We start from the raw sequence: 26432 nt of genomic DNA on the forward strand, positions 1-26432 counted from the left end.
TAGATAGCGCGCCCAATTTGTCTGACGCAGAATTAAGGTGGGTGAACTTCATTAGCCGCGTATGAGCAAGGCAAAACTCACATTATCAACGAAACGAGCGCAACCTCCAAAATCTACACAATGTAGATTGTCTACAAAATGTACAAAATCCACCCATTGCGGGGGTGCTGACTCATGAGTGCTGACGAGTTTGAAGGACTTCCTGGAGCAGCTGTCTCGTTGCTCAAGGGGGGTGTAGGAAAATCCACGATCGCGCTCAACATCGCTGATCGACTCGCTGCTCGTGGCCATGAGACGGTACTATTGGATCTGGATAAGGACGGGCACATGACGACCCAGCTTGGGTACGACGATGCGTACGACCGCGATGCGAACCTCGGTGACGCCCTTATCGATGGTGAAGACCCCGAAGACCTGCTTATTGAGACGGACTTCGGCGTTCACCTCCTCCCGTCGAGCAACGAGCTTGAGAACGTCGAGACGAGGCTGAAGGACGAACGGTTCGCAGACGTGAAGCTTCGGCGGAACGTTGTCGACCCGCTCATTCAAAACGGATACGACTACGTGATAATTGATGCTGCCGGCGGCCGTGGGAAACTTTCCGATAACGCCCTCATCGCCGTCCAGCGCGTCATTATCCCGCTAATTCCGCGTGCTGGCTCGATCAACGGTCTCAACAAAATGATTGAACGCCAGATCTCCCCAATCCGGCAGAATATCGGGTTAGATATCCTCGCAGTCACTCCGAATATGATTCGCGAAACGATGGGGCAACACAACGAGCATCGGACTCTCGTTGAAAATCTCAACCGAGAGTTCGGTTCATTCGTCCCAGAGTACGCTCGTGTGGACTCGGAGATCTTCGATGCCCTCGATGATTCGGGACGCACCATCGATAGTATTCCGAAGCCAGGGATTCGCGAACGGACCGCGATTTCTCGCGCGTTCAAGCAAGGAATGCCGGTCTCGGAGTTCGACGAAGATTGCGACCAGATCCCGAATTTCGACCACTTAGCGGACCTCGTGGAGGAACACAGCCATGCCTAATGAGGACGACCGTTTCGGGGACGTCGCTGAACAGCTCAAACAAACGGAGGAAGGAGTAGGCTCGGACGACGCCGACGAGCGTACTGACACCCGGGATGAACCACAACCGGATGAGGAGATAACTACTGAGGACACAGAGTCGGAGACTGAATCCACTCCTGAGCAGGATGAGGAGGATGTGGACGAATCCACCGGTGGACCGGCCTTCTCCTTTGATGAGACCGATATGCACGGCTTCTATGTCCGGGAGGACACGTGGGATGGCGTCACCCGGATGCGATCATCGGTAACTGCTGCGTGCTCTATGTTTGATGTTCCCGAATTTGAGGGAAGAGAGTTTCAAGATGCGTGTCTCCGGGTAATTGCGGACCACGGTGATGAGGTCGCCCTCCAGATCCTCCGGGAGCGTGGTATCGAAGCCGATGAGGAACGTGTCCAGGAAGTTGTGGAGATGCTGAGCGAGCAAGCTACGAACGACTAATATTGGATTTGGCCGATTTCCCTCACCATTTAGATTTCGTGCGCATTGTACATTATGCAGATTGTGTAGCAAGCCATCTGCTTGCAGTCTCGCGATTATTCTCGGAACCGGGTCCGAACGGCGGTCGCGGTTTTGGTATAGCGGTATATGATTTATACCGTTGACCAAATCCGAATTTCGGGGGATAGAACCCTTCTATCATAGGAAAAATGGGTATGAGACTTCTGTCACCGGTGGTCCTGATTACGCCGGTAATCACGACCACTTTGAAGTACCTCGCCGCCGTCCGGTAAGCACGAATGCTGCAACCGCCTCACGACGGCGCTTCCCCCAGGGTAGAGGCACCGAGACCGGGCCCGCAGGACGGTGGAGGGCCGGTGGATGCCTGATCGAGCGCTTTCGACGCCACTCGAAGACAGCTTCGAGCGCTACCTCCAGGACAAGGGGAAAGGCCGCGGCGGCGACGGTGGGAACTATCGACGTAACGCTGCACGCGAGCTCGAACGGTTCGCCGAGTGGGCCGCCGGCGACCGCGGCGCCGACGACTGGACCGGGATCGTCCCCGACGACATCGACCGCGAGCCGACCTTCGACGATCTCGACGAACGCGTGTTCCGGGAGTACGCCCGACATCTCGGTGGAGATCGGGGACTCAAGCAGAACACAGTACAAACCTATTACCGCTATATCTCTGCCTGGTGTGGCTGGTGCGTCAACGAGGGATATCTCGAGGCGCATTACGCGCAGCGGGCCAGTGCGATGGCGCCGCTGCCGGAGGACGACGGCCGCAAGCCCGGCGACCAGCAGGCCTGGACGTCCGAACAGCGCCACGCGCTCACCCGGCACGTCGACGAACGGGCCCGCGACGCCGTCGAGGCGTACACGACACTCCCGGAGGGTACTGACCCCCTCGACAAGCAGCGAGCGCACTATGCGGCGCTGAAGGCGGCTCGTGACCGGGCTCTGGTGTTCGTTCTCGCGTACACGGCCGTCCGTGTTGGGGAACTTCTCCGGGATCCGAACGACCCGCGGCGACGTGGCGTCCGCTGGGAGGACCTCTCGCTTGACGAGGGGAGTATGGACGTCTACCGGAAGAAACAGCAATGGGACGCCGCGAGTCTCCCCGACCCGGTGATCTCGCCGCTGCGGAGCTACCGCCAGCTGATGGACCCACCGACGGGGCGCTGGCCGGTGTTTCCCACGTTCGACCAGCGGACGCTCGCAGGGCTCGTCCAGGATGAGCTCGCCGACCGAGGGGAACATACGGAGGCAATCGCCGAACGCCGTGAGGAGTACGCTCGCGACCTCCTCCTGGCGCTCGATGAGGATATTCGGCCGCCCTCGATTACGACGGACGGCACACGATCGATTCTCCAACGGCTCTCAGAAGCTGCAGAGATAGACATCGACCATCCGAAACACGATTACCTTGCTCCACACGGCGGCCGGCGTGGAATGGGTGAAGTTCTCGTTCGAGCATTCGGATACACGGTTGCCGCCCGGTATCTCGACAATTCAGAGGAGATGGTGAGAGAGCGGTATTCACATATCGAGGCCGGAGAACTCGGTGATGTCGCTACTGAGGCGCTCGAGGAGATCGATAGTATACCGTAGTAACATATTTCGAGTGTGAGGGGTAGACCGTTGCGTTCACACCGCGTCGACGGTGAACAGCGAGTCGTCGCTGAGGACGACCTGTACCCGGCGGTGCCAGGCGTCAGCAAAGGCCTCCCGTTGCTGGTCGCTTGCCGATCCGTCGAGAATCCCCTGGAGGTTCCCGATCGCGGGTCCACCGCCAGGAACGTCGCTGACGTGGTAGGCCACTTCGACGGTCTCGTCCGTGTCGGTTCGCCGGAACCGGAACGTCGGGTCCGCCGTGTCCGGGTCGAACGCGTCGAAGACGAGGAGGTCGCGGCGGCCGCCATAGCCGCCGGCGAGCCCGCTGAATCCGTCATCGCCGGTCGCGCCAGTCACGTACGAGATGATGCGGCTCATCACGCCGTACGCGGCATCGTCCTGCGGGCCGGCCGTCTGGACCTCGATTTTGCTCCGGGCTGGATAGTCGTCGGGATACAGGGCGTCGAGCCCGAGCTGGACGATCCGGTAGGCGCCCGAGGCTGTCGGACAGGAGTGGCCCGCTTCTTTCACCGCGTCCCGGTAGGTGACGACGAACGGCTCGCCCGGTTCGAGGACGCCGAGGGCCTCCGCGACGGGGTCGCGGATTTCGATCGGGTCGACGTCGTAGTCGACCTGCCAATTGGTTCTCGTCTGGGTCGTGTCAGTCGCAGTCGAATTCGATGTCATGAGTTGTGGTTGTGATCGTGTCTCGTGGTCAGTAGCGGAGCAGTCGCATCCCGTTGAGGATGACGAGGAGGACGCTGGCCTCGTGGACCAGCATTCCCGACGCGAGGGTGACGTAGCTGGTGAGCACGCCCGCGAGGAGGACGGTCACGGTCAACACTGCCAGCCCGACGTTCTCGAGGACGTTCCAGCGCGTCGCCTTGCTGAGTTTGACCGCGTACGGGATTCGTTCGAGGTCGTCGGCCATCAACGCCATGTCAGCCGTCTCGATGGCGGTGTCCGTCCCCGCAGCACCCATCGCGATGCCGACGTCGGCGGTCGCCAGCGATGGCGCGTCGTTGATGCCGTCGCCGACCATCGCGACGACGTGGCCGTCGGCCTGGTAGCCCTCGATGACGGACTGCTTGTCCTCGGGGAGGAGTTCAGCACGGTACTCGTCGATACCGACCTCCTCGGCAACGGCAGCGGCCGTCCGCTCGTTGTCGCCGGTGAGCATCACCGTCTCGATGCCAGCGTCTTGGAGCGCCGCGACGACCCCAGGAGCGGCCTCCCGGAGCTCGTCCCGCATCGCAATCGCGCCGATGATGTCCCCGTCCCGAACGACGTGGACGACTGTCTCGCCGCGCCCCTCACGCTCGCGGACGTAGTCGGCGACCCGGCTGGGGACGTCAATGTCGCGGTCGGCCAGCAGTGCGCGGTTGCCGACAACAACTTCCTGGCCATCGGCGTGGGCGATGACGCCCTTGCCAGCGACTACGTCGAAGTCATCCGGATCGGGGACCGACTGGCGCCCCGCGTCCGTATCGTCCGCTTGGGCGACCGTCGTTCCGCCGTCCGTCGCGGCGGTCGGATCCTCGCGGGCCGCGTCGACGATGGCGTCAGCGAGGTGGTGTTCGCTCTTCTTCTCGGCGGTCGCCGCGAGTGAGAGGACCTCGTCATCAGCAACGCCGAACCCCTCAACATCGGCGACGGTGGTCTCGCCCTTCGTGAGGGTGCCGGTCTTGTCGAAGGCGACAAGGTCGATCTTGCCGGCGCGTTCGAGGTGTTCGCCGCCCTTCATCAGCACGCCAGACCGAGCGGCGTTGCCGATGGCCGAGACGATGCTGACCGGTGGCCCGATGACCAGCGCGCCGGGACAGCCGATGACCAACAGGGTCAGCGACAGGATCGCGTTCTGCGTGACTGCATACGCGCCGATGGCCAGCACGATGACGGCCGGCGTGTAATACTTCGCGAACCGGTCGATGAGACTCTCGGTCGGCGACTGAGCCTCTTGGGCCTCCTCGACACGGCGGATGATCCGTTCGAGCGTCGTATCCGAGCCCGCACCCGTCGTTCGGATCTCCAGTGCGCCTTCTTGATTGACCGTCCCGGCGTAGACCTCGTCGCCGTCGGCCTTGTGGACGGGCGCGCTCTCGCCGGTGACTGGTGCTTGGTTGACGGCGCTCTCGCCGTCGACGACGGTGCCGTCAACCGGAATCTTCCCGCCCGGCTTTACGACGACGACTTCGCCCTCTTCGACCTCGCGGGCGGGGACTTCTTGGAGTTCCCCGTCGCGACGGACGGTCGCCGTGTCGGGCGTCATCTCCAGCAGCTCCTGGAGGGCAGTCCGGGTCTTCCGCATCGTCCGTCCCTCGAGGTAGCTGCCGAGGCTGAACAGGAAGACGACGGCGGCGGCCTCCCAGTACTCCCCGATGATGATGGCCCCGATGGCGGCTAGCGTCACCAGCGTCTTGATGCCGAGCGTCCGGTTGGTGACCTCGTGGTAGGCGGTTTTGGCGATGTCGTAGCCACCCACGAGCGTCGCCAGGACGAGGATGGCGGCGCTGGCCGTATTAAAACTCGTGAGGTAGCCCAGACTCCAGCCACCGCCGTAGAGCAGGCCGCTCGTTGCCGTGACGATGGCCTTCCGGTGTTTCCGGTAGTACTGCGTGATCGATTGTTTGTTCATGGTGTTAGGCGGGCTGGGGCGTGTACCCCTGGTTTTCGATGGTCTCTGCGAAGACGTCGGGGTCCGCGACGTTGTCGTCGTACTCGATTTCGACGCGGCCGGTCGCGTAGTGGACTTCGACGTGCTGGACGCCGTCGACGTTCGACAGGGCGCGTTCGACGGTGCTCGCGCAGGTCGGGCAATCGAAGTCGAGGACGCGGAATTGGGTTGTGTCGCTCATTACAGTTTGAGGTAGTGCCCATACCCCAATAAGTATTTTTTAGATGATATGTTTGAATTCGGAGACGGGTCGTTGGAACAGTCAAACGGGTCGTCTAGGGCTTTCGCTATCGCGGGTCCATCCTGTACTGGATACCTCGACAGACACCTACCCGACTCCTGCCCCGCTACCTTTTCCCGCGTGCTCGCGCTCAGTTCTCGTATGAGTGATTCCGATACCGACCACCGTCTCGACGACATCGCGGTGCGAGACACTCGGATTTCGGACGCCATCGACGAGCCGATGCGGGCGATGGTCCTCGACATTCTGTCCGAGGAAGCCCTAACTGCGACCGAGGTCCACGAACGCCTCGACGATCGCGGCATCGACCGGACGGAGAACACGGTCCGCCATCACATCAACGAGCTCCGGGATGCGGGCCTCGTCGACGTCGTTCGCTTCGAGGAGGGGCGTGGTGGGACGACGAAGTACTACCACGCGAACACGATCGTCCTCTCGTACTCACTACCAGATTCGGCCGACGCCGCCGTCGAGGAGATGATCGACGCTGCCCAGCCCCAGATCACGGACGCGCTCACTACGCTCACCGACGAGTACGACGACGCTATTGAGGAGATCGTCGAGGATATGCAGCCCTGCGAGCACTGCCAGACCCAGAAGTACGAGACGTACGTTCTTCTGACCGTCCTGCGACGTGCGTTCGTTCGCGCCCACAGAAATTCCTGAGGGGGAACCACCCCTACGCTGGCAGGGTCTTAGAAGGAGAACCGATCACGCGCGGATTGCATCGCGAGGCGAGTCAGGAGTCGCGCAGGGCCACGCTTTGGGAGGTCCCGTACAGTCTCGATGCTGGTCGGCGGTTCACTACCACCAATGTCTAACTCCCAGCCTGTCTCGTCCATGAAGCGTTCGACAGCCTGATTTACTCGCTGTCGCACGTCGTCCGAGTCCATTGTCTCGGGCACACCATTCCGGAGGACGACGTCGCCGTCAACGATCACTGTCTCGACGTCGGCCGGCACCGCGTTGTTCACGACCTGTGCAGGAATATTGGTCCGTGGCGTGAACTTCGGTTTGTCGACGTCGAGGAGGATAATATCCGCGCGCTTTCCCGCTTCAATACTGCCGATCTCGTCGCCCATCCCCAGCGCGCGTGCGCCCTCGATAGTGAGCATTCGTATCAGTTCCATCGAGTCGAACTGCCCAGCTGAACGCTTGAGATTTGCCGCCAGCCGAGCTTGCCGCGCTTCACCGAACATGCTGTACGAGTCGTGCCAGTAGTGGTCGTCAATCCCTACTCCGACGTCGACGCCGGCGGCTCGAAGCTCGGGAACGGGCGTCCACTGCGTCTCCCCGTTCGGATTCCAGTAACAGAAGACGGACGGGCAGTGCGCAACAGCCGCGTCCGCCTCGGCGGTTCGCTGGATGTCCTCTTCGTCGGCGAGGCGGAAGTGAGCAGCGACCAGTCGGTCGTCCAGGAGTCCAACGTCGTCGAGCAATCCCACCGAGTCCTCGCCACCGTTCGCTCGTGCCATCGTGTTACTCTCCTCGAGTTCGAGCAAGTGCGTGTGGACGAGCAGGTCCGGGTACTCTGCGGCGAGGGACGCGGTCCGTTCCCACAGCTGCCTGGTACACGACCAGTCGTCGTGCGGGCAGATCGTCGCCCTGATTCGGCCCTCGTACGTGTCGTGGTACGTTTCGACGAACTCGCGAGCACGGGAGAACTGCTGATCGACTGGTTGGTCCCAGAAGAGGTCCGAGATCGCCGGGCCGAAAAATCCGCGGAGCCCTGCTTCCCCGAACGCCTCTGCACCTGCGGCAGGCCGTGCGTCCATCGAGTTCACGGTCGTGACACCGCCCAAGAGGAAATTGAGCGCTGCGAGCTCGACGCCTGCCTCGACGAGGTACTCGAATTCGCCGTTCCCTAATCTGTTAAACAAGGCCGTCCCACTCCCAAGCATCTCCGTCAGCTCGAGTTCGCTAAACGCACCGATGAGCGGTGTCATCTCCAAGTGCGTGTGGGCGTTCACCAACCCCGGCATCACCAGTTTCCCGTTCCCGTCGATAACGGTGGACGCTTCTAATTCTCCGTCTCCTGCACGTGATGGTCGGACTTCTTCGATACAGCCATCGGTGATGCATACTGTGCCGCGCTCGTACAGGCGGTTCCGCTCGTCGGCTGTGAGAACGAGTGCATCATGGATTGCCAGATCGACAGCCATCGTAAATTAGGAAGTGGATGTGACAGTTACCGTACTGGACAACCGAGCAGGCCGGCGAAGGCTGTTCTTCCAGGTGGTGTTCCCCTCATTTGGGATATCATCGGTCTCTACTGGTCCCATTAGCCTCTAATACGTCGGCGTGATTTAATCAGATTCCCCTTTTGAATCTGAAGTCGGATTCCGTGGAGCTTGTGGAGGTTTGCAATGTTTTCCCCTCTTCACGATAGATCATCTATGGCCGACGGTTACGATACCATAGTACTGATACCCTCATAGGCAGCATATTCTAATCAAAACCGCAATAGATGATCCCTACAATGATACACCTATGCAGGCGACGATAATCGACGGAGTTCTTGAATCCCTCCGTATCGGTGTCGGATTTCTCTGGACGGCGGCGTGGGCGATCATCATGGGCCTCACGATTACGAGTCTGGTCCAGGTCTACGTCTCGAAGGAGCGGATGGCACAGGTGCTGGGTGAGGGCGATCTAACTGGACTTACCAAGGCGACTGTGTTCGGAGCAGCAAGCAGTGGCTGTAGTTTCGGCGCCGTCGCCATCGGGAAGGGCCTGTTCAAGAAGGGGGCGCACGCGGTGAACTTCCTCGCGTTCATGTTCGCGTCGACGAACCTCATCGTCGAACTAGGGCTGATGATTCTCATCCTGCTTGGCTGGGAGTTCCTCGTCGCGGAACTGCTCGGCGGCCTGATTCTCATCGCCGTCATGGCCGCCATCGTCCACCTTACGCTTCCCGAAAACCTGTTTAACGAAGTCCGCGAGAAGCTCAACGAGCGCGACCGCCAGGCGGGCGTCACGGAAGATCCCACCTGCGGGATGGAGGGGAAAGACGAGTACACGCTCACGACCGACGGCGGTGAGACGCTCAAATTCTGCTCGGAGGGCTGTATGGAGACCTATCGCCAGGAGACGTCGAGTAGCGGCGGGTGGCGTGACGAGTTGCTGTCGTGGGGTGGCTGGTACAAGGTCGGGAATCAGTACCGCAAGGAGTGGTCGATGATCTGGAAAGACATCGTCGCCGGCTTCCTTATTTCTGGGTTCGTCATCGTCTTCGTCCCGCAGTGGGTGTGGAACACGCTGTTCATTCAGGGCGACGGCCTGCTCGTGACTGCCGAGAACGCCGTCATGGGCGTCATCATCGCCGTCCTCAGTTTCGTCGGCAGTATGGGCAACGTCCCGTTCGCCGTCGCGCTGTGGGGCGGTGGCGTCAGCTTCGCCGGGATCATCGCGTTCGTCTACGCCGACCTCATCACCGTGCCCGTGCTGAACGTCTACCGGAAGTACTACGGCTGGAAGATCATGCTGTACATCCTTGGCGTCTTCTTCGTGACGATGGCGTTCACTGGCTTCCTCATGGAGTTGCTGTTCGACGCCCTCGGCATCGTACCAGATCTGGCCGGTGGCGAGACGGCGACCGAACAGACGTACTTCGAGCTCAACTACACGTTCTACCTCAATATTATCGCCTTCGCGCTCTCCGGGTTCCTCCTGTATGTCTACCGACGTGGAATCGGCGCACCAGGTCAGTATCGTGATCCGGTGTGTGGCATGCGGACCGACGATGAGGGGCCGAGTGCGTCCAATGATGGGATGACGTACTATTTTTGCTCGAAGACCTGTAAGCGGGCATTCGAGGAAGAGCCCACGGAATTTGCTGATCAAAGCCCGCAGATAACAAACCACGATCACGATCACTGATAGATGTACTGTGGTTCATCCGCTGTGAAGCACTTCATCATCGCACCTTCAATCCGCAATTGTCACACCTGTCGCGCCAAAATTGATTGTATGAGCAGTCAGATATCGAAACAAGGGGATGTCATATGAACCAACGTCCAGCGGATACCGTCGTTGGTGTGCTCCTTGGGTTCGTCCTCTTGGCTGGCGGACTACTCAGTTGGCGGGCCTATCAACAGCGTCGCGCTATCGAGCAGTCGATGGGGCCGATGATGGACTCGTCTATGGGGGCGATTCACGGTCCAGATCCTCTCTGGTACGTGGTTGGAACCCTTCTGGTCGCAGGCAGTATCGGTGGCATCTATTACGTGGTTCGAGGGAATCTCATCGATTCGACAACCGACTCAGCGGATCACATCGACCCCGATCAGGTATCGGAGGCAACGCCTACATCGATCGACGATGACGCCTCGCCGGCGACGCCTATCAATCCTGAATCGGATCCGCAAGCGCGCGTTCTCGATCTCTTACCGGATGATGAACGACGCGTCCTTGAACCCGTCCTGAACTCGCCTGGAATCACGCAGATCGAACTTCGGGATCGATCTGAGTTCTCAAAGAGTAAAGTGAGCCAGACCGTGAGTTCACTCGAGGAGCGCGGGCTGCTGTATCGGGAACGACAGGGTCGAACCTACCGCGTGTATCCGAGTGATGACCTGCAGAACTAACAGACGTAGAAATTCATACTAACACTACCCATCATGTCACAAGCAACACTCGAAACTGATCGCATTAGCCGGGTTCTCAAGTCAAGCACGTGGCTCAATCTCCTCCTCGCCGCACAGTTGATCGCCGGGTTGGTGTACGCATATTTCACAGGAGATATGGGGAGCCGGTGGACCCATTTCGTCCTTCCATTTATTTGGTTCACCGCCTCAGTCTGGGTGATCTGGCACACTCGACCTGTAACGAAACGTCGAGTGTATCGTATTGGTGCCGCACTTGTCGTTGCTCTATATCTCATCGTGATGTTTTATTTTTCAGGATTACTTGGACCGAGCACCTCTCATTTCGGGCAGCTCACTGGACCAAGCGGCTTCGGAATAACGTGGGGTCGATCTTTGGGATGGAGTCCGGTCTTCGTCTATACAGGTGACCTGATCACGGTCTCGCTCATTCCTTACCAAGCGGTTGGCCTGTTCGCGCTGGCGTATCTCGTCTATGATGCATTGCTTGATTTCTCGCAGTCGGCAGTCGGAGGAATAGTCGGGATTGTGGCGTGCCCTGCCTGCGTTAGCCCGTTGTTTGCCGTACTACTTGCAGGCGGACTGAGTGGTTCTTCAACGATGTTATTGCTTGGTGCGTATGGCTACGAAATTGCGACCGTTCTGTTCCTCATGACAATTGGAATCCTCTACCATCGTCAGGCACTCACGAGGCAGTATCACCAGTTCCGAGGGAACTGATCCATCTCGTTCGTGGTCAGCAATACCCGAGCCTCCCTCGCCGCCTGAACCGTGGTTATTGTCTGGATCGCCGCAATGAGGTGAACAGTCTCGACGGATCCCCTTTGCTCTCACCATTCCTCTGATCCTTTCGAATTCGGCAGGTATGAACGATCCCGTCAGTAGAAAACGTTTAGATGGCGTTATAGACGTTCTTGAACGCTCTCCTGTTTGAGTTCTCTCCCACGAAGATAACTCCGAACCCACCGTATGACTACTTGAGGCGAAAAACAATGACCAACCGAAACCTCGGACGATGGCTGCTCGTGGTGCTCGCGATTGTCGGACTCGCGTTTGCCGCCCCGGTAGTTAGCGCACACGGTGACGAACCGATCCAGGGGAACGAGACGGCAGCTGAAGGGACGCCAGCCGATGGTAGTGCAGCAGACTGGGCGGCCTGGATGGAAGGTCACATGACCGACTACATGGGCCCGAATGCCGTTGACGAGATGGAAGCGCACATGGGCGTGACCGTCGACGAGATGGCCCAAGATATGGCGGACGACAATCACACCGCGACGGGGATGAACGGACAGGGGTACGGCTGCTAACGATCCCTGTTCGGATCCTCGTCTGACACGATAGATATTCGACTTACTGACTCAACGATCACAATGACACACTACACCAACACTCTCGGGCGGACGACTCGTCGAATCCAGCAGCTGCTGCAAGCCCGGCCATCCCTCCACCTATTACCGCAATTTTGGACGTTCGAGTCATCGGTTTTTGCCAATCTTTGAGGCCATCGTTAAGCTCCCAACAGCATCCGAAGTGACCCACGAACGCCCATCGGGAGTCCGATCGCTCCGATGAAGAACGTCATAAGCCACCACCACGTGTGATTCATCTCCTCTTTCGCATCGGCGAGATACCACACGATGCCGACAGTCACGACGAGTTTCAGCACGAACGTCGATCCGGAGAATCCAGTCGCCTGGTACACGAGATTCGTCACGACCAGCTTTGGGGAGTAGCCGAGGAACGTCACACCGATGAGATTCTGCGCAGCGTCCCACAACTGGCCGAAAACGGCCAGCAGAATTAGCGGGTGTCGAAGGTGGGTGATATTGGCGAAACTCGTGCCCCAGTAGTAGAGTGCGGTTACGCCGAGCGCTATCCCCGTCGTCGCGACAGGAACCCATAGGCGGAGTGGGGTCGATGTCGAGAGGCCGTGCCAAACAGCCCACCAGACGGCCCCGACAGCCCACACCGACCCGACGAGCCCGACTGTTAGCGGGATAGATCCGATATTTTGGTCACGCAAGAGTGCACCGACACCGAGCGCGAGGATGGTGACAGCGGTGACGACGATGTAAATCGATGGCGTGATGAACCACACCGCGTAGTCCCCGAGCAGCCCGAGATCCTCGAGGGCGCGCATCGCCCCACCTGCGATGATGATCGGAGCGAACCCGTAGGCCAGTCGTGCGTCGAACGTGACGTCGAGTTGGTCGAGATACGCACGTAGTCCGGGGAGGCTGTATACGACTGCCGCGAGGTAGATTACCGTGTTCACCGCGTTGTAGCCCTGGACAGCACGAATCCCCTCGTGCGTGACTGGCTGACCGGCCGCATCGGCGACGACTGGTCCCCAGAGATACTGCCAGATGAACCGGTCGTAGACCAACGTCGGAAACACGAGGATGCCCCCACCGAGAAGGACGAGCGGGGCCAGCAGGTACAGCGCCCACCACTCGCGTGAGCCGGTCTCCGGAAGGACAGTCTCGACGCGGCGGGTGACAGTACTCACGACCCGTTCACCTCCAATCGCCACGTCGTGCTTTTCGAGCGCCCCCACTGTTCGAGTGAAACGATTGTGAGTTCGTCCTGGAGCTGGCTGAGGTACTGCGCGACTGCCTTGGGAGATCCGTCGAGGTCGCTGGCAATCTCGCGAGCCCGGAGGTATGTCGGTTCGCTACTGGCTGTCTCGACGAGGTACCTTCGAACCGTGTGCCGGGAAATATTCGACATTGATCTAGAGGTGACGGTTAGCGAAGAAATCCGAAGAGCTTGTAGTCGTGATCGGGGGTGTACCGCCGGAACAGGAGACTGTTCGTCAGCACCGACACCGACGAGAACGCCATTGCTGCTGCAGCGAGCACGGGCTGGAGGAGGCCGAGCGACGCTAACGGAATCATCGCCGTGTTGTAACCGAGCGCCCACACGAGGTTCTGTTTGATCTTCTGGAGTGTCGCGTCTGAGATTCGGATCGCCTTTACCACGTCGAGCGGGTCGTCTCGCATCAGCGTGACGTCTGCAGCTTCGATGGCGACGTCGGTGCCGGAGCCGATTGCTGTCCCGACGTGTGCGACCGCGAGTGCCGGAGCGTCGTTGACGCCGTCACCGACCATCATCGCCTGCCGGCCCTCGTCTTGAATACTGTCGACCGCGTTGGACTTGTCCTCAGGAAGGACTCCTGCGCGGACGTTCTTCGGGTCGATACCCACCTGTTTAGCGACCGCACGGGCAGTTCGCTCGTTGTCGCCCGTAATCATCATCACGTCAACTCCCCGCTCCTGGAGTGCTGTGACAGCCTGCTTGGAGCTTTCCTTCACTGTGTCGGCGTCGGCGACCACACCCACGAGCTCCCCCTCGTAGGCGACCAGCATCGCCGTCTTCCCCTCGTTCTCGAGGCGTTCCATCGTCTCCTCAGCGGGAGAGGGGTCGATCCCGTTGTCCCGCAGCAGCTTGCGGTTGCCGACCAGCACCTCGCTGTCACCAATGACTGCTTTGATCCCGTGGCCCGGAACGTTCTCGAAGTCGTCAGGCTCAGTCACGTCCAGGCCGCGTTCTTCGGCCCCTTCGACGATTGCACGGGCGAGCGGGTGTTCGCTGCCGCTTTCAGCTATCGCCGCCAGTCGAAGCACATCATCCTCTGAGAGGCGCTCACGGGTGCTGAGCTGTCCACCATCTGGGGTCGGCTCGCCACCGTCAGTCACCACATTTCCATCGCTATCAAAGACGACCACGTCGGTGAGTTCCATTTCCCCTTCGGTGAGTGTGCCCGTCTTGTCGAAGACGACTGTATCGACGTCTTTCGCTCGTTCGAGGATGTCACCGCCCTTGAACAGGACGCCGTTCTGGGCACCAATCGTCGTCCCGACCATCGTCGCTGCGGGCGTCGCCAGCCCCAGCGCACAGGGACAGGCGATGAGGATCGAGGACGCGAAGACAATTATCGCGAACTCGAAGACTGAAACGGTCCCACCGACCGGGGCCGGGCCGCCAGCAACCTGACCCCACAGCGGGAGCCAGTCGACGAAGCCAGCGAGAGCCTCGGGGAACAGGAACCAGACGACACCCCAGAGAAGGGCGTTCGCGATGACCGCAGGCACGAAGTACGCGGAGATGCGGTCGGCGAGATTCTGGATGTCGGGCTGGCGCGACTGGGCCTCCTTGACTGTCTGGACGATCTGTTGGAGGGCCGTGTCTTCTCCAACCTTCGTCGCCTCCACGACAAGGACGCCGTTCTCGTTAATCGTCGAGCCGACGACCTCATCGCCCTCCTCTTTCTCGACAGGCACAGATTCGCCAGTGACCATTGACTCGTCGACGGCAGACTGACCGTCGACAACGACACCGTCTGTGGGAATCTTCTCACCTGGACGAATTTTCATCCGGTCACCAGTTGTGACCTCTTCAAGCGGAACTTCTTCTTCACTGCCGTCCTCGCGGACAATGGTCGCCGTTTCGGCTTCCATTTCGAGGAGCTTTCGGAGGGCCTCACCCGCTTGGCCCTTCGACCGAGCTTCGAGATAGTTACCCAACGTGATGAACACGAGGATGAGGGCTGCCGTGTCGAAATAAAGTCCACCTGCAATGAGTTCAGCAAGGACTGCCACAGAGTATAGATAGGCCGTTGTTGAACCGATCGCAATCAGCACGTCCATATTGGCGCGGCCGTTCTTCACGATCGCCTTGTACGAGTTCTTATAGAACGGCCAGCCGAGGATCGCCTGTACCGGCGTGGCGAGGAGGAACTCAACCCAGCCAAGTTCCACACCGAAGACGGCTTCAGGGACGATCGCGCCACCGAGCAGATAATTGTCGATGAGGAAGAAGAGCAACGGTGCCGATAACACTGCCCCAAAGAGGGTCAACCTGAGTTGCTTCCGAGTTTCGGCTTGACGGGCGGCATCTCGTGCGTCCTGGCCCGACTCTTCGTCGGCACCATCTTCGCGGACGGGCGAGTAGCCAGCCTCCTCGATAGCATCGTACAGCGCACCAATAGATACTTCCGCAGGATTGTAGGTGACCTGTGCTTCGTCGGTTGCGTAATTGACCTCCGCATTAACGACGCCCGGAATATTTTCAAGAGCGGTTTGGTTGGTCTCGGCGCAGTTGGCACAGGTCATATCGGAGATGGCAATCGTTACCGTCTCAGAGACTGCGCCGTACCCGGCCTCGTCGATCGCGTCGTAGATTTCTTTGAGCGATACCTCTTCAGGGTCGTAGGTGACGGAACCCTCGTCGGTGGCGAAGTTCGCATCCGCCTCCGATACCCCGTCGAGCGATTCGAGAGTGTCCTGGATCGTCGCCGAACAGTTGGCGCAGGACATTCCCGTGATATCAAGATGGATTGTTTGGCTTGTCATGCTTGTTCTACTATACGGGGTCTAGGTTTAGGCGATTTACTGCTTCGAGAGGCGGGGTTTCGACTGCAGGAAAATTTGGATTCCAAAGACAGCGTTACGCTCCCTCTTCGAGTCGCTGATACCGATCGTCGAACCGTGTGAGACAGGACGGACAACAGAAGTGATAGATCTCTCCGTCGATTCTCGTCGTTTCACCTTGATTATCAACGGTATTGTTACATTCAGCACAGGTGAGTGCAAATTCGACGCCATCAACGGACGGCGTCCATTCAAGCTCGTCAATTAGCGTGACGGTGTAATCTGCTACATCGATCTCGTTAAAGAGTCCATCTACCCACTGACGTACGTTCTGGGCTTCAACACGGGCATAGAACCAAAGATCTCCTTCGGAGGTCGTGAAGACGTGTTCAACGCCATCTGACTCTCGAGCCCGCTCGCGGGCGGCCTCCAACGACGCTGAGCCGATTTCGGCCTGAATAAATACCGGTACACCAGCTCGGAGATGAGCCCGGTTGACGTCAATCGTGAAGTTGTTAATGATGCCAGCTTCCTGTAATCGCTTTACCCGGTCAGACACGGCTGGCCCCGACAAGTCGACCTCCTCGCCAATATCGCTGAACGGGCGGCGGGCGTCATCAGCGAGTAACGAGAGGATTTCTAAGTCGGTTTCATCCAAATTGCGCATACGACCGCTTCGTCTCGCAGGATACATTATTGTTGCCCACAACACACCTTCGAAATCGGTGATCCAGGGCTGCGACAACATTGGATTCTAAGCAGAAAACCACATAGAATACTCGCCCCTATCTACGAATGGATATGACTCAGACAATCACCGTCGAAGGAATGACCTGTGAACATTGCGAGCAGACCGTCGAAGAGGCACTCGAAGAAGTTGAGGGGGTTACGTCTGCTACTGCGGATCGTGACTCAGAATCCGCGACGGTCGAGGGGTCCGCTGAACGGGATGAGCTTGTGACTGTGGTCGAAGACGCTGGATACGATGCCTCTGCGTAACAAATCCCGATTCTCGTCGAATCGGATTCGGAGAGGGATTGATACGACTGCCAATCCCAGGTGTAGATACTATGACTGATACACTTCCGTTCGATGCCGTCCGCGAGCTCGACGTCGACGGGACGACGTACAAGATGGCCGATCTTCGAGCACTCGAAGAGCAGGGGCTCTGTGACCTCGACACGCTCCCTGTGAGCATCCGTATTCTGCTTGAGTCGGTGCTCCGGAACGCCGACGGCGAAACTGTTACTGCAGCGGATGTCAAGAATGCTGCTGGCTGGAAGCCAGACGTACCGGACGCAGAGGTTCCGTTCTCTCCATCACGAGTCGTCCTACAGGATCTCACTGGCGTGCCCGCAGTTGTCGACCTGGCGGCCCTTCGATCCGAAGTCGACCGCAAAGATCGGGACCCGACCCTGGTCGAACCAGAGATCCCTATTGATCTCGTAATCGACCACAGCGTCCAAGTCGACTACTTCGACTCCGAGGACGCCTACGAGAAGAACGTCGAACTGGAGTACGAGCGCAACGCCGAACGGTATCGCGCGATCAAGTGGGCGCAGAACGCCTTCGAGAACTTCAACGTCGTCCCGCCGGGGACCGGCATCGTCCACCAGGTGAATCTCGAGCATCTGGGCCGGGTCGTCCACGCCCGCGAGCGAGACGGTGAGAAATGGCTCCTGCCGGACACACTCGTCGGCACGGACAGCCACACCCCAATGATCGGTGGCATCGGTGTGGTCGGCTGGGGCGTCGGCGGCATTGAAGCGGAAGCGGCAATGCTCGGTCAGCCGGTCACGATGAAACTTCCCGAGGTCGTCGGCGTCCGCCTCGAAGGCGAATTACCCGAGGGCGCGACGGCGACGGATCTCGTGCTCCACATCACCGAACGGCTCCGCGAGGTCGGCGTCGTCGACCGGTTCGTCGAATTCTTCGGTCCTGGTGTGGAGAATCTCACAGTCCCCGACCGGGCCACGATCGCCAATATGGCGCCCGAACAGGGCTCGACGATCAGTATGTTCCCGGTCGACGAGCAGACGCTCGAGTATCTCGAACTCACCGGGCGTGACCCCGCCCACATCGACCTTGTTCGCGAGTACCTCGAAGCGCAAGGGCTATTCGGAGAACAGGAACCGGAATACACCGAGGTGGTCGAGTTCGATCTTTCGACTGTTGAGCCGAGTCTCGCCGGACATAAGCGGCCACAGGACCGGATTCCGATGGGGGACGTGAAACAGAGCTTCCGGGGACTTCTCCACGGGGAGTTCGAAGACGACCTCGATGATGTCGACGAAGACGCCCTACAGCGGTGGCTCGGCGAAGGTGATGCAGCTGGTGCGGAGACCGACGGCGGTGTTCAGGTCGAACCCGAATCGGAACTGCACCCGTTAACCAAACGCATTGAGGTCGACCTCGACGGTGAGACAGTGGAAATTGGACACGGAGACGTCCTCGTCAGCGCCATCACGAGCTGTACGAACACTTCGAACCCGTCGGTGATGATCGCTGCTGGTCTGCTTGCCCAGAACGCCGTCGAGAAAGGTTTAGATGTCCCGCCGTACGTCAAGACGAGTCTCGCACCCGGCAGTCGCGTCGTCACGCAGTACCTCGAGGAATCGGGCCTGCTTCCGTATCTCGAAGAGCTCGGGTACGCGGTCGTCGGCTACGGCTGTACCACTTGTATCGGGAACGCCGGACCACTTCCCGATCCCATCGAGCAAGCGATCGACGACCACGACCTCTGGACGACGAGCGTCCTCTCCGGAAATCGGAACTTCGAGGCGCGTATTCACCCGAAGATCCGCGCGAACTACCTCGCGAGCCCGCCGCTCGTCGTCGCCTACGGCCTCGCAGGGCGGATGGACGTCGACCTCGAGAACGAGCCGCTAGGCACCGACGAGGAGGGGGGATCGGTGTATCTGGCGGACATCTGGCCCGACGCAGCGGACGTGCAGGCAGCAATCCACGAGAACGTCTCTCCTGGGATGTTCGAGGAGAAGTATGCCTCTGTGTTCGAGGGTGACGAGCGGTGGGCTGCTCTCGACGCGCCCACAGGTGACGTCTACGAGTGGGACGACGACTCGACATACATCCGAGAGCCGCCGTTCTTCCAAGACTTCCCCCTCGAGAAACCCGGCGTCGCCGATATTGAGGATACACGCTGCCTGCTGACACTCGGCGATACCGTTACGACCGACCACATCAGCCCTGCTGGCCCCTTCGGATCTGACCTCCCTGCCGGCCAGTGGCTGCTCGATAACGGCGTTGAGCCGCACGAGTTCAACACCTACGGCGCGCGCCGGGGCAACCACGAGGTGATGATGCGGGGAACGTTCGCCAATGTCCGCATCGAGAACGAGATGCTCGACGATGTCGAGGGTGGCTATACGATCCACCACCCAACCGACGAGCAGACGACCGTGTTCGAAGCCAGCCAGCGCTACCGCGAGGAGGGAGTCCCGCTCGTCGTGATGGCGGGCGAAGAGTTCGGTACCGGCTCCAGCCGGGACTGGGCGGCGAAAGGAACGGACCTACTCGGTGTTCGCGCAACCATCGCCGAGAGTTACGAGCGCATCTACCGCGACAACCTCGTCGGCATGGGTGTGCTCCCCCTGCAGTTCGATGATGGCGACTCGTGGGAATCTCTCGGTCTGGATGGGTCGGAGATCTTCACGATCCACGGCCTCGATGACGGGCTCGACGTGATGGACGAACTGACCGTTATCGCCGAGCGTGCGGACGGGTCGACTGTCGAGTTCCCGGTCACAGCACAGGTCGGCACGCCGGCCGCCGTGACCTATATCGAACACGGCGGCATCCTCCACTACGTCCTTAGACGGCTCCTCACGCGATAATCTCTCTCAACTGACTCTATTTCTGGAAGCACAAGCAACACGAATAACTTTGAGTCCAAATTAGCGTTTCAATCGTGCGTAGACTCTGTTCGGATGATGCCCGCTACGTTATCCATCTGAGCTGAAACGTGTGCACTCTCACCAGCAACATGCGTAATTAAATCGTCCAGAGTGATCATCCCGATAACGCTCCCGTCTTCAACAACCGGGACGTGTCGAGCACCCGCTTCGTTCATTTGTCTCAGGACTTTTGGAATCTCAGCATCTGCTGGCACAGTAAGTGGGTCACGCGTCATCACGTCAGCAGCTCGTACGTCGTCTCCACTAGTCTCGGCTGTGAGCACACTTAACTCGCTTTCCTCGGTGAGCAGGTTAGCAATCAGGTCTCGGTCGGTGATGATACCAGAGATCTGATCGGATTCTTCGACGACCACGTACCTGGCACACCGCGATTGGGAGATCATCGTGTGAGCGATCTCGGCAACCGTGGCGTCAGGCGTGACACGGGCGACCGACTCATCAGCAATACGACCAATGTCCATCCGGAGGTCAGTTGGTCTGGTACCCATGCTAATCAGTACGACTCATAACAGGAAATAGCTTAGCATCAGCTGGTCGTCATAGAAATCCTCCACTCTTCAACCCTGAGAGACGACAATCTCCAAACTTTGTGAAGTTACAAAAAGTGTTACCAGCTACGCCACTATCCAAGAGCGCTGGCTTTTATAATCTAGTCTCAATAAGTAAAGAGAAATGTACGATACGGTTTTGCTCTCGACTGACGGGACAGTTGCTTCTGAGGAAGCTGAATCCCATGCTATCGCGCTAGCAGAGGCCCATAATGCCGATCTTCATGTTCTGTATGTAGTCGATGAGGACGTCGTAACAGCATACAGCGGTGACGAGTACGTTGATGAAGCCGAGGGCCCAGAACATGGCCTCGAAGAACTTGGAACGGAAACAATCGCAGACATCCAATATAAAGCGAAGGAGGTCGGTGTCAATGTTGTCAAAGCAATTGAGCACGGCCGACCGGCTGAGACGATTGTACGGTATGCTGATGTCGAAGATATGGATCTACTTGTACTTGGAACGAAACACCGGCCGGAAGAATACCGGGCCTTGCTCGGAAGCGTGACCGACCGCGTCCTTCGATTGACGACCCGCCCAGCGACCGTCGTGAAGACGGAAGTCGACGAATAGGGGAAGAACAGTCAGTAACGGCCGCCGTCAGGCGTGAGTCGGGCGCGCCGGCGTTCGAACTCCTCGTCGTCGATTTCGCCGCGAGCGTACCGTTCCTGGAGGACAGCGAGTGCGCTATCCTCGGTGGGGCCGTCCGATGGCGACCGCGTTGTCAGCCAGTAGACGATGTAGACGGGAAGGGCGATCAGAAGTGCCATCCACAGCAAACCGATCAACATCATCCCCCAGCTCCATATTCCCCACCCGGCCATGTGACCATCATTCCACATCCCGTCATGCCAGTCCCACATCACTGTATCTGGAACAGCAGCGTGCGTCAGAGTCATTCCAATGATGACGGCTAGCGTCAGTGCTCCGATGACGATGAGTCCCAGAGAACGAATCCCGCGTGCTTGAATTGGATTTTGCATTATTGTACTCCTGAAGAGAGTTCGGCGTGGTTAGCCGAGGATGTATTCGAGGGCGGGGTAGCGCTCGACGAGCGCTTCGCCGCCGATCTCGTACTGTTCGATGTACTGGTCGAGACCCAGGATGCGGCCCGCAGCGAACGCGGCGACCGCGAGGAACACGAGCATGTACGCGAAGTCCCCGTTGATGAACCCGTGGCCCATGTCCCAGTTGCCGAAGTAGAACATGAGCATCATGAGCGCGCCGAAGAACGCCGCGAGGCGAACGAACGCGCCGACGAGCAGGCCGAGGCCGATGAACAGCTCGCCCCACGGGACGGCGATGTTCGCGAACTCGACGAACCACGGCGTACTACCCATCCACGCGAACAGGCCCGCGAGCGGATTCCCGTTCGTCGCCGCGACGTTCGACAGGTAACCGCCCGCGGCGAACTCGCCGGTGATCTTCGTGAACCCGGAGTACGCGAACGCGTAGCCCATCATGAGACGGAGCGCGAGCACGAACCACGCACTGAGACTGTGAACTTTCCCGCCGACGGTCAGACCGCCGACTCTGCTCTCGAGCTGATTCATGCCGGAGTCGAGTGTGGACATAGTTATTGCACCTTCAACTATCAGTACGGAGGCAGAGACGATATAACGGCGAGCCGGCGTTCTGAGTCAGAAAATCGGCGGGCTATATTACGCTCCTGTCGCGAGTAGAGACGTGTGACCGAGGAGTCCGACCCGTCGGAAATCTTCGCTACACTCGACGACGAGTACGCTCGCGACATCCTCGTGGCGACGAAGACCGACCGACTGTCTGCGAAGGAACTCAGCGATGAATGTGACATGTCACGCCCGACCGTCTCGCGCCGTGTCACCCGCCTCGTCGAGCAGGGCCTCCTCGAAGAGTATACGCACGTCGACCCCGGAGGACGGCACTACAGCGAGTACGAGGCTCGTCTCGAACGTATTGAAGTCCTCCTCCAGGCAGAGGGCTTCGATGTCCAGATCGACATCCAGCCTGACCCCGCCGACCGGATTACGACCATCTTCGAGGAAATGCGGGGAGACTGAATCATGGACCACACGCTATTCGTCATCGGCAAACTGTTCACGACCGCGTTAGCACTGGTCATCGCATATCAGGCCTATCGCGGGTACCAACGACATCACACGCAGTTACTCCTGTACGTCGCCGCCGGCTTCGCATTGGTCGGGCTTGGCGGCCTCCTTGAAGGCGTCCTCTTCGAACTCCTCCAGGTGTCGATCTTCGAAGCAGGATTCGTCGCAGCACTCGTCACCGCAGCCGGGATGCTGTCTATCCTCTACGCCCTGTATGCCCCGAATCCATAAGGATTCAGGACGCCCATTCGACAAGCGGCCTCTGCGCGTCGTGCCCGGTTCGAAGCCGCTACTGTTCGGACTCCCCTCGTTCTCGATAGTGTAGCGTCGCAGTGGGAGTTATATCCATATCGGTCGTACCATATCGTATGATTCGAACACTCGTCGGTGTCCTCGGCGCTATCTCAGCGCTGTTCCCGGACGAAATCGTCGAGCTCTTCGAGAAACTCGCCATTTCGAATCCAGACGAGGGAACAGTGAGAGGGTGGATACGTCCAGCAGTCCGGTCGGAGGGTGTTCTGATAGCTGCGCTTTCACTCTTTAACGGGCGAGCATACGCATTGCTGATGAATCTTACCGGCGTGTTCGGTGCGATAGTCCTCTTATTTCCCGACCTGTATCAGAGATTTGCCACCGCGTTCCTGTACGAGCGTCCAGAGTCGATAGAATGGAACGAGCGATTCCGCTTGGGCATTCGGGCTATCGGCGCACTCTATGTCTTTTTAGCGGCGAAGACGTACAGAGAGCGTCACAACGATACTTGAGCCACCTCGCTATTGACACCTGGCGCATCCGATGTCTAGTTCGTTACGGCCGCAGGTATCACTTTGAATCTAAAGTTTGAGCCCCACGATATCAGTATGATCGAAGGGGAAATCCGCTAAAGAGAGGAGGCCGTGTGTATCCCTGTATGACGACGACGATCATCGTGGAAGGCATGACGTGCGGTCACTGTGAGCAGACGGTCGAAGAGGCCCTCGAAGAGGTATCCGGCGTGACTGACGTGACCGTCGACAGGGAGAGCGAACAGGCGAGCGTCGATGGTGAGGCAAATGTCACAGCTCTCGTGGAGGCCGTCGAAGACGCCGGGTACACCGCTTACGCCTGAGAATCGCGCGGACCACTCCGAGACAACGGCCAACCGTTGTCTTTGAAGCTTCGCTACGCTGGTCCTGCTGTACAGTTTCAGTGGGGAAGATTCAGGGGGCCAGCGGATCCACCTCTACAGAGAATATGGGCTATGGACGACCACAAAGATACAAATGAGAATCCCCCTGGAGGGGAACACCAGCAGGACGACAGCAGTCACCAGCACGAACACGGCGAGCAGGATGAATCGGACGCCGAGTCGGACGAGCAGCGGGTAGAACAGGAGCTACTGGAAGAAGAGGCACACCCTGCTGCGGAGAGTGAGACGGTGCTCGACGAGCAGCACGAGCACGCTGGACACGAGGGCGAAGGACACGACCACGGTTCCCATGAGGGCCACGGTGAGGGGCATGGCGGGATGCACGAGGGCCACGAGCAGATGTTCCGCCGGCGCTTCTTCGTCTCGACGCTCCTGTCGATCCCAGTCCTGCTATACAGCGAAATGCTGCAGGAGTGGCTCGGGTTCTCCGTCCCCGCGTTCCCGGGCAGCGAGTGGATCAACCCCGTCTTCGCGGTCATCGTCTTCGCGTACGGTGGGATGCCGTTCCTCCAGATGGCGGTGCCGGAGCTGAAAGACCGGTCGCCGGGGATGATGACGTTGATCTCGATGGCGATCACCGTCGCGTTCGTCTACAGTCTCGCGAGCGTGGTCTTCCCGACGCAGTCTGCGTTTTTCTGGGAACTCGTCACGCTGATCGACATCATGCTGCTGGGCCACTGGGTCGAGATGCGGTCGGTCCGGCGGGCCTCCAGCGCGGTCGACGAACTGGCGAAACTGATGCCAGACACCGCCGAGCGTATTACCGACGACGGAGAAACCGAGGAGGTTCCCGTCAGGGAGCTCTCGGAAGGCGATCTCGTGCTCGTCCGGCCGGGCGCAAGTGTCCCTGCTGACGGCACCGTCGAGGAAGGTGATTCGGACGTCAACGAGTCGATGATCACTGGCGAGTCCAAGCCCGTCTCGAAGGAGCCTGGCGACGAGGTCATCGGCGGCACCATCAACGGCGATGGTAGTCTCCGCGTCCGTGTTGGCGCGACGGGCGAGGAGACGACGCTGGCGGGCATCATGCGTCTCGTCGAGGAAGCCCAGCAGAGCAAGTCCAAGACGCAGGTACTGGCCGACCGGGCGGCAGGCTGGCTGTTCTACGTCGCGCTCGGGGCGGCAGTCGTGACGGCGATTGCGTGGACCGTCGCGGTCTCGTTCGACGCGACCGTCATCGAGCGAGTCGTGACGGTGCTCGTCATCGCCTGCCCACACGCCCTCGGACTCGCCATCCCGTTGGTCGTCGCGATCAACACGTCGCTCGCCGCTCGCAACGGGATGCTCGTTCGCGACCGCATCGCGATGGAAGACGCACGGAATCTGGACGCGATCATCTTCGACAAGACAGGGACGCTTACCGAGGGCGAACACGGCGTCGTGGATATGGCGACCGTCAACGGCGTCGACGAGGACGACGCGCTCGGGCTGGCGGCAGCCGTCGAGAGTGACTCCGAACACATGATCGCGCGAGCGATTCGCGAGGCCGCCGACGAGCGAGACCTAACTACTCCCGACGCGACCGCCTTCGAGGCGATCAAAGGGCGAGGGGTTCGCGCAAACGTCGATGGAAACGAGGTGTACGTCGGTGGGCCGAACCTGTTGACCCAGCTCGATAGCGAGATCCCCGCCCATCTCCAGCGCTTCGCTGACGAGGCGGGACAGAACGCTCAAACGGTGGTGTATCTCGTTCGTGACAGTGAGTTGATCGCCGCGTTCGCGATGGCCGACGTAATCCGTGAAGAGAGTTTCCGCGTCGTCGACGCCCTCCACGATCTGGGAATCGAAGTGGCGATGCTGACTGGCGACTCCCAGGACGTCGCCAACGCTGTCGCTGACGAACTGGGCATCGACACGGTGTTCGCCGAGGTCCTCCCCGAAGACAAAGACGAGAAAGTCCAGGAACTCCAAGACCAGGGGAAGCTCGTGGGGATGGTTGGTGACGGTGTAAACGATGCGCCGGCGCTGACGCGAGCCGACGTCGGGATCGCCATCGGGAGCGGCACCGACGTCGCCGTCCAGTCGGCGGATGTCATTCTCGTGCAGAACAACCCGATGGATGTAGTGCGACTCGTGAAACTCAGTAAGGCGAGCTACCGGAAGATGCAGGAGAACATCGTGTGGGCCGCCGGATACAACGTCTTCGCACTTCCGCTTGCAGCAGGCGTCTTGGCACCGATCGGGATTCTGCTCTCCCCCGCTGTGGGTGCGCTCCTGATGTCGTTGAGCACGGTCATCGTCGCCATCAACGCACAGCTGCTCCGCCGCGTGGACCTGTCCATCCCCGAGCTTCCAAGCGGGACACCAGCGACTGACGCACAACCTGCAGACTGAAACGCTCCCGATCGCTTCGGAGCTTCTTTCAATTGAATTCGGTTGCTGGACAGCAGATGGCGACCTGCGTAATTTCGGTGGGTATCGCAATGCGGTCACCGGTTCCACAGTTTTCCCGAAGGGTGTATAGTTCGGTATACACAAACGCTTCCTCTGATGGGCGACACTGCTGCGTCAGCACTAGGTTTATACCGTTAGACGGACTTTATTCCGATATGAGCCTCGAAGAGACGGTTGACTACCTCGCCGAGGAACTCGACCTCGAGCGAAGTGAACACGTCCGTGAGGTTGGTCAGTCG

Annotated in this window: 27 protein-coding genes; 16 read left to right on the plus strand and 11 right to left on the minus strand. The window is 59.4% G+C overall.

Annotated elements, in window-relative coordinates:
* The first annotated feature begins 174 nt into the window (after window positions 1–174).
* The 3 genes from NMP98_RS18845 to NMP98_RS18855 all read left to right on the plus strand — a co-directional run bounded on the left by NMP98_RS18845 (window position 175) and on the right by NMP98_RS18855 (window position 3142).
* Window positions 175–1047 carry a ParA family protein gene (locus tag NMP98_RS18845; protein ID WP_254861391.1) on the plus strand — a complete coding sequence of 291 codons (873 nt, stop codon included), beginning with the start codon at window positions 175–177 and terminating at the stop codon, window positions 1045–1047.
* On the plus strand, window positions 1040–1528 hold the full coding sequence (locus tag NMP98_RS18850) for a DUF7970 domain-containing protein (RefSeq protein ID WP_254861392.1): 489 nt from the start codon (window positions 1040–1042) through the stop codon (window positions 1526–1528). Before NMP98_RS18845 ends, NMP98_RS18850 begins: the two co-directional genes overlap by 8 nt.
* Before the next feature lie 381 nt (window positions 1529–1909).
* Window positions 1910–3142 carry a site-specific integrase gene (locus NMP98_RS18855; protein ID WP_254861393.1) on the plus strand — a complete coding sequence of 411 codons (1233 nt, stop codon included), beginning with the start codon at window positions 1910–1912 and terminating at the stop codon, window positions 3140–3142.
* Between the two features lie 36 nt (window positions 3143–3178).
* Here the strand turns inward: NMP98_RS18855 and NMP98_RS18860 are convergent, their stop codons facing one another.
* The 3 genes from NMP98_RS18860 to NMP98_RS18870 are packed head-to-tail and all read right to left on the minus strand — an operon-like array spanning window position 3179 to window position 6000.
* Window positions 3179–3832, minus strand: coding sequence for a hypothetical protein (locus NMP98_RS18860; RefSeq protein ID WP_096396444.1), 654 nt, complete (start codon window positions 3830–3832; stop codon window positions 3179–3181).
* A gap of 28 nt (window positions 3833–3860) precedes the next feature.
* Window positions 3861–5780, minus strand: a complete 1920-nt coding sequence (locus tag NMP98_RS18865; RefSeq protein ID WP_096396445.1) for a heavy metal translocating P-type ATPase — start codon at window positions 5778–5780, stop codon at window positions 3861–3863.
* 4 nt (window positions 5781–5784) lie between these two features.
* Window positions 5785–6000, minus strand: a complete 216-nt coding sequence (locus tag NMP98_RS18870) for a heavy-metal-associated domain-containing protein (RefSeq protein WP_049986810.1) — start codon at window positions 5998–6000, stop codon at window positions 5785–5787.
* A gap of 201 nt (window positions 6001–6201) precedes the next feature.
* Here NMP98_RS18870 and NMP98_RS18875 point away from each other — a divergent pair, with 201 nt between their 5' ends.
* The gene (locus NMP98_RS18875) at window positions 6202–6726 is read left to right on the plus strand and encodes an ArsR/SmtB family transcription factor (protein WP_004048660.1); all 525 of its coding nucleotides are present in this window, start codon (window positions 6202–6204) and stop codon (window positions 6724–6726) included.
* Window positions 6727–6755: 29 nt separating this feature from the next.
* Here the strand turns inward: NMP98_RS18875 and NMP98_RS18880 are convergent, their stop codons facing one another.
* A complete protein-coding gene (locus tag NMP98_RS18880) occupies window positions 6756–8222 on the minus strand; it encodes an amidohydrolase family protein (RefSeq protein WP_096396446.1) in 1467 nt (488 codons plus the stop codon).
* A gap of 328 nt (window positions 8223–8550) precedes the next feature.
* On the opposite strand from NMP98_RS18880, the gene NMP98_RS18885 reads away from it, so the two are divergent.
* The 4 genes from NMP98_RS18885 to NMP98_RS18900 all read left to right on the plus strand — a co-directional run bounded on the left by NMP98_RS18885 (window position 8551) and on the right by NMP98_RS18900 (window position 11974).
* Window positions 8551–9939 (plus strand): permease, encoded by a 1389-nt coding sequence (locus NMP98_RS18885; protein ID WP_049986199.1) that lies wholly within the window; start codon window positions 8551–8553, stop codon window positions 9937–9939.
* Window positions 9940–10064: 125 nt separating this feature from the next.
* Entirely contained in the window at window positions 10065–10646 is a 582-nt protein-coding gene (locus NMP98_RS18890) for a helix-turn-helix transcriptional regulator (RefSeq protein WP_004048657.1), read from the plus strand.
* 33 nt (window positions 10647–10679) lie between these two features.
* Complete coding sequence (locus NMP98_RS18895) at window positions 10680–11384, plus strand: DUF7546 family protein (RefSeq protein WP_123624180.1); 705 nt, start codon at window positions 10680–10682, stop codon at window positions 11382–11384.
* A gap of 272 nt (window positions 11385–11656) precedes the next feature.
* Complete coding sequence (locus NMP98_RS18900; RefSeq protein ID WP_004048656.1) at window positions 11657–11974, plus strand: hypothetical protein; 318 nt, start codon at window positions 11657–11659, stop codon at window positions 11972–11974.
* Between the two features lie 200 nt (window positions 11975–12174).
* Here NMP98_RS18900 and NMP98_RS18905 read toward each other — a convergent pair whose 3' ends face one another.
* The 4 genes from NMP98_RS18905 to NMP98_RS18920 all read right to left on the minus strand — a co-directional run bounded on the left by NMP98_RS18905 (window position 12175) and on the right by NMP98_RS18920 (window position 16706).
* Window positions 12175–13176 carry a DUF63 family protein gene (locus tag NMP98_RS18905; protein WP_050050397.1) on the minus strand — a complete coding sequence of 334 codons (1002 nt, stop codon included), beginning with the start codon at window positions 13174–13176 and terminating at the stop codon, window positions 12175–12177.
* Window positions 13173–13397 (minus strand): DUF7123 family protein, encoded by a 225-nt coding sequence (locus tag NMP98_RS18910; protein ID WP_004594599.1) that lies wholly within the window; start codon window positions 13395–13397, stop codon window positions 13173–13175. The genes NMP98_RS18905 and NMP98_RS18910 overlap by 4 nt, the downstream gene beginning before the upstream one ends.
* 17 nt (window positions 13398–13414) lie before the next feature.
* On the minus strand, window positions 13415–16021 hold the full coding sequence (locus tag NMP98_RS18915) for a heavy metal translocating P-type ATPase (protein WP_004594598.1): 2607 nt from the start codon (window positions 16019–16021) through the stop codon (window positions 13415–13417).
* A 94-nt stretch (window positions 16022–16115) separates the two neighbouring features.
* Entirely contained in the window at window positions 16116–16706 is a 591-nt protein-coding gene (locus NMP98_RS18920) for an AsnC family transcriptional regulator (protein WP_049986206.1), read from the minus strand.
* A 134-nt stretch (window positions 16707–16840) separates the two neighbouring features.
* Here NMP98_RS18920 and NMP98_RS18925 point away from each other — a divergent pair, with 134 nt between their 5' ends.
* On the plus strand, window positions 16841–17038 hold the full coding sequence (locus NMP98_RS18925) for a heavy-metal-associated domain-containing protein (RefSeq protein WP_049938510.1): 198 nt from the start codon (window positions 16841–16843) through the stop codon (window positions 17036–17038).
* 71 nt (window positions 17039–17109) lie between these two features.
* On the plus strand, window positions 17110–19893 hold the full coding sequence (acnA, locus tag NMP98_RS18930) for an aconitate hydratase AcnA (RefSeq protein ID WP_254861394.1): 2784 nt from the start codon (window positions 17110–17112) through the stop codon (window positions 19891–19893).
* A gap of 68 nt (window positions 19894–19961) precedes the next feature.
* Here the strand turns inward: acnA and NMP98_RS18935 are convergent, their stop codons facing one another.
* Window positions 19962–20462 carry a CBS domain-containing protein gene (locus tag NMP98_RS18935; protein WP_004594590.1) on the minus strand — a complete coding sequence of 167 codons (501 nt, stop codon included), beginning with the start codon at window positions 20460–20462 and terminating at the stop codon, window positions 19962–19964.
* 184 nt (window positions 20463–20646) lie between these two features.
* Between NMP98_RS18935 and NMP98_RS18940 the strand changes: the two genes are divergently transcribed.
* A complete protein-coding gene (locus NMP98_RS18940) occupies window positions 20647–21096 on the plus strand; it encodes a universal stress protein (protein WP_095638030.1) in 450 nt (149 codons plus the stop codon).
* An 11-nt stretch (window positions 21097–21107) separates the two neighbouring features.
* Here the strand turns inward: NMP98_RS18940 and NMP98_RS18945 are convergent, their stop codons facing one another.
* Both NMP98_RS18945 and NMP98_RS18950 read right to left on the minus strand, forming a co-directional pair.
* On the minus strand, window positions 21108–21293 hold the full coding sequence (locus NMP98_RS18945; RefSeq protein WP_254861395.1) for an SHOCT domain-containing protein: 186 nt from the start codon (window positions 21291–21293) through the stop codon (window positions 21108–21110).
* A 243-nt stretch (window positions 21294–21536) separates the two neighbouring features.
* Entirely contained in the window at window positions 21537–22097 is a 561-nt protein-coding gene (locus NMP98_RS18950) for a DoxX family protein (protein ID WP_096396447.1), read from the minus strand.
* Window positions 22098–22211: 114 nt separating this feature from the next.
* Between NMP98_RS18950 and NMP98_RS18955 the strand changes: the two genes are divergently transcribed.
* The 5 genes from NMP98_RS18955 to NMP98_RS18975 all read left to right on the plus strand — a co-directional run bounded on the left by NMP98_RS18955 (window position 22212) and on the right by NMP98_RS18975 (window position 26133).
* Entirely contained in the window at window positions 22212–22562 is a 351-nt protein-coding gene (locus NMP98_RS18955) for an ArsR/SmtB family transcription factor (RefSeq protein ID WP_096396448.1), read from the plus strand.
* A gap of 3 nt (window positions 22563–22565) precedes the next feature.
* Window positions 22566–22841, plus strand: coding sequence for a DUF7521 family protein (locus NMP98_RS18960; RefSeq protein ID WP_004594584.1), 276 nt, complete (start codon window positions 22566–22568; stop codon window positions 22839–22841).
* 137 nt (window positions 22842–22978) lie between these two features.
* Window positions 22979–23374 (plus strand): hypothetical protein, encoded by a 396-nt coding sequence (locus tag NMP98_RS18965; protein WP_004594583.1) that lies wholly within the window; start codon window positions 22979–22981, stop codon window positions 23372–23374.
* Window positions 23375–23520: 146 nt separating this feature from the next.
* A complete protein-coding gene (locus NMP98_RS18970; RefSeq protein WP_004594582.1) occupies window positions 23521–23718 on the plus strand; it encodes a heavy-metal-associated domain-containing protein in 198 nt (65 codons plus the stop codon).
* 132 nt (window positions 23719–23850) lie between these two features.
* Window positions 23851–26133, plus strand: coding sequence for a heavy metal translocating P-type ATPase (locus tag NMP98_RS18975; protein WP_254861396.1), 2283 nt, complete (start codon window positions 23851–23853; stop codon window positions 26131–26133).
* Window positions 26134–26432 lie beyond the last annotated feature (299 nt).

It is taken from the genome of Natronomonas gomsonensis (assembly GCF_024300825.1).
In the GTDB taxonomy this organism is placed as follows: domain Archaea; phylum Halobacteriota; class Halobacteria; order Halobacteriales; family Haloarculaceae; genus Natronomonas; species Natronomonas gomsonensis.

Excerpts from the sequence above, each read along its gene's own strand:
- NMP98_RS18960 (WP_004594584.1), top strand. The coding sequence starts at position 22,566 with ATGGACCACACGCTATTCGTCATCGGCAAACTGTTCACGACCGCGTTA.
- NMP98_RS18885 (WP_049986199.1), top strand. The coding sequence starts at position 8,551 with ATGCAGGCGACGATAATCGACGGAGTTCTTGAATCCCTCCGTATCGGT.
- NMP98_RS18850 (WP_254861392.1), top strand. The coding sequence starts at position 1,040 with ATGCCTAATGAGGACGACCGTTTCGGGGACGTCGCTGAACAGCTCAAA.
- NMP98_RS18975 (WP_254861396.1), top strand. The coding sequence starts at position 23,851 with ATGGACGACCACAAAGATACAAATGAGAATCCCCCTGGAGGGGAACAC.
- NMP98_RS18925 (WP_049938510.1), top strand. The coding sequence starts at position 16,841 with ATGACTCAGACAATCACCGTCGAAGGAATGACCTGTGAACATTGCGAG.
- NMP98_RS18860 (WP_096396444.1), bottom strand. The coding sequence starts at position 3,832 with ATGACATCGAATTCGACTGCGACTGACACGACCCAGACGAGAACCAAT.
- acnA (WP_254861394.1), top strand. The coding sequence starts at position 17,110 with ATGACTGATACACTTCCGTTCGATGCCGTCCGCGAGCTCGACGTCGAC.
- NMP98_RS18855 (WP_254861393.1), top strand. The coding sequence starts at position 1,910 with ATGCCTGATCGAGCGCTTTCGACGCCACTCGAAGACAGCTTCGAGCGC.
- NMP98_RS18880 (WP_096396446.1), bottom strand. The coding sequence starts at position 8,222 with ATGGCTGTCGATCTGGCAATCCATGATGCACTCGTTCTCACAGCCGAC.
- NMP98_RS18865 (WP_096396445.1), bottom strand. The coding sequence starts at position 5,780 with ATGAACAAACAATCGATCACGCAGTACTACCGGAAACACCGGAAGGCC.
- NMP98_RS18950 (WP_096396447.1), bottom strand. The coding sequence starts at position 22,097 with ATGTCCACACTCGACTCCGGCATGAATCAGCTCGAGAGCAGAGTCGGC.
- NMP98_RS18845 (WP_254861391.1), top strand. The coding sequence starts at position 175 with ATGAGTGCTGACGAGTTTGAAGGACTTCCTGGAGCAGCTGTCTCGTTG.
- NMP98_RS18900 (WP_004048656.1), top strand. The coding sequence starts at position 11,657 with ATGACCAACCGAAACCTCGGACGATGGCTGCTCGTGGTGCTCGCGATT.
- NMP98_RS18965 (WP_004594583.1), top strand. The coding sequence starts at position 22,979 with ATGATTCGAACACTCGTCGGTGTCCTCGGCGCTATCTCAGCGCTGTTC.
- NMP98_RS18935 (WP_004594590.1), bottom strand. The coding sequence starts at position 20,462 with ATGGGTACCAGACCAACTGACCTCCGGATGGACATTGGTCGTATTGCT.
- NMP98_RS18910 (WP_004594599.1), bottom strand. The coding sequence starts at position 13,397 with ATGTCGAATATTTCCCGGCACACGGTTCGAAGGTACCTCGTCGAGACA.
- NMP98_RS18875 (WP_004048660.1), top strand. The coding sequence starts at position 6,202 with ATGAGTGATTCCGATACCGACCACCGTCTCGACGACATCGCGGTGCGA.
- NMP98_RS18920 (WP_049986206.1), bottom strand. The coding sequence starts at position 16,706 with ATGCGCAATTTGGATGAAACCGACTTAGAAATCCTCTCGTTACTCGCT.
- NMP98_RS18940 (WP_095638030.1), top strand. The coding sequence starts at position 20,647 with ATGTACGATACGGTTTTGCTCTCGACTGACGGGACAGTTGCTTCTGAG.
- NMP98_RS18890 (WP_004048657.1), top strand. The coding sequence starts at position 10,065 with ATGAACCAACGTCCAGCGGATACCGTCGTTGGTGTGCTCCTTGGGTTC.
- NMP98_RS18870 (WP_049986810.1), bottom strand. The coding sequence starts at position 6,000 with ATGAGCGACACAACCCAATTCCGCGTCCTCGACTTCGATTGCCCGACC.
- NMP98_RS18915 (WP_004594598.1), bottom strand. The coding sequence starts at position 16,021 with ATGACAAGCCAAACAATCCATCTTGATATCACGGGAATGTCCTGCGCC.
- NMP98_RS18945 (WP_254861395.1), bottom strand. The coding sequence starts at position 21,293 with ATGGCACTTCTGATCGCCCTTCCCGTCTACATCGTCTACTGGCTGACA.
- NMP98_RS18895 (WP_123624180.1), top strand. The coding sequence starts at position 10,680 with ATGTCACAAGCAACACTCGAAACTGATCGCATTAGCCGGGTTCTCAAG.
- NMP98_RS18970 (WP_004594582.1), top strand. The coding sequence starts at position 23,521 with ATGACGACGACGATCATCGTGGAAGGCATGACGTGCGGTCACTGTGAG.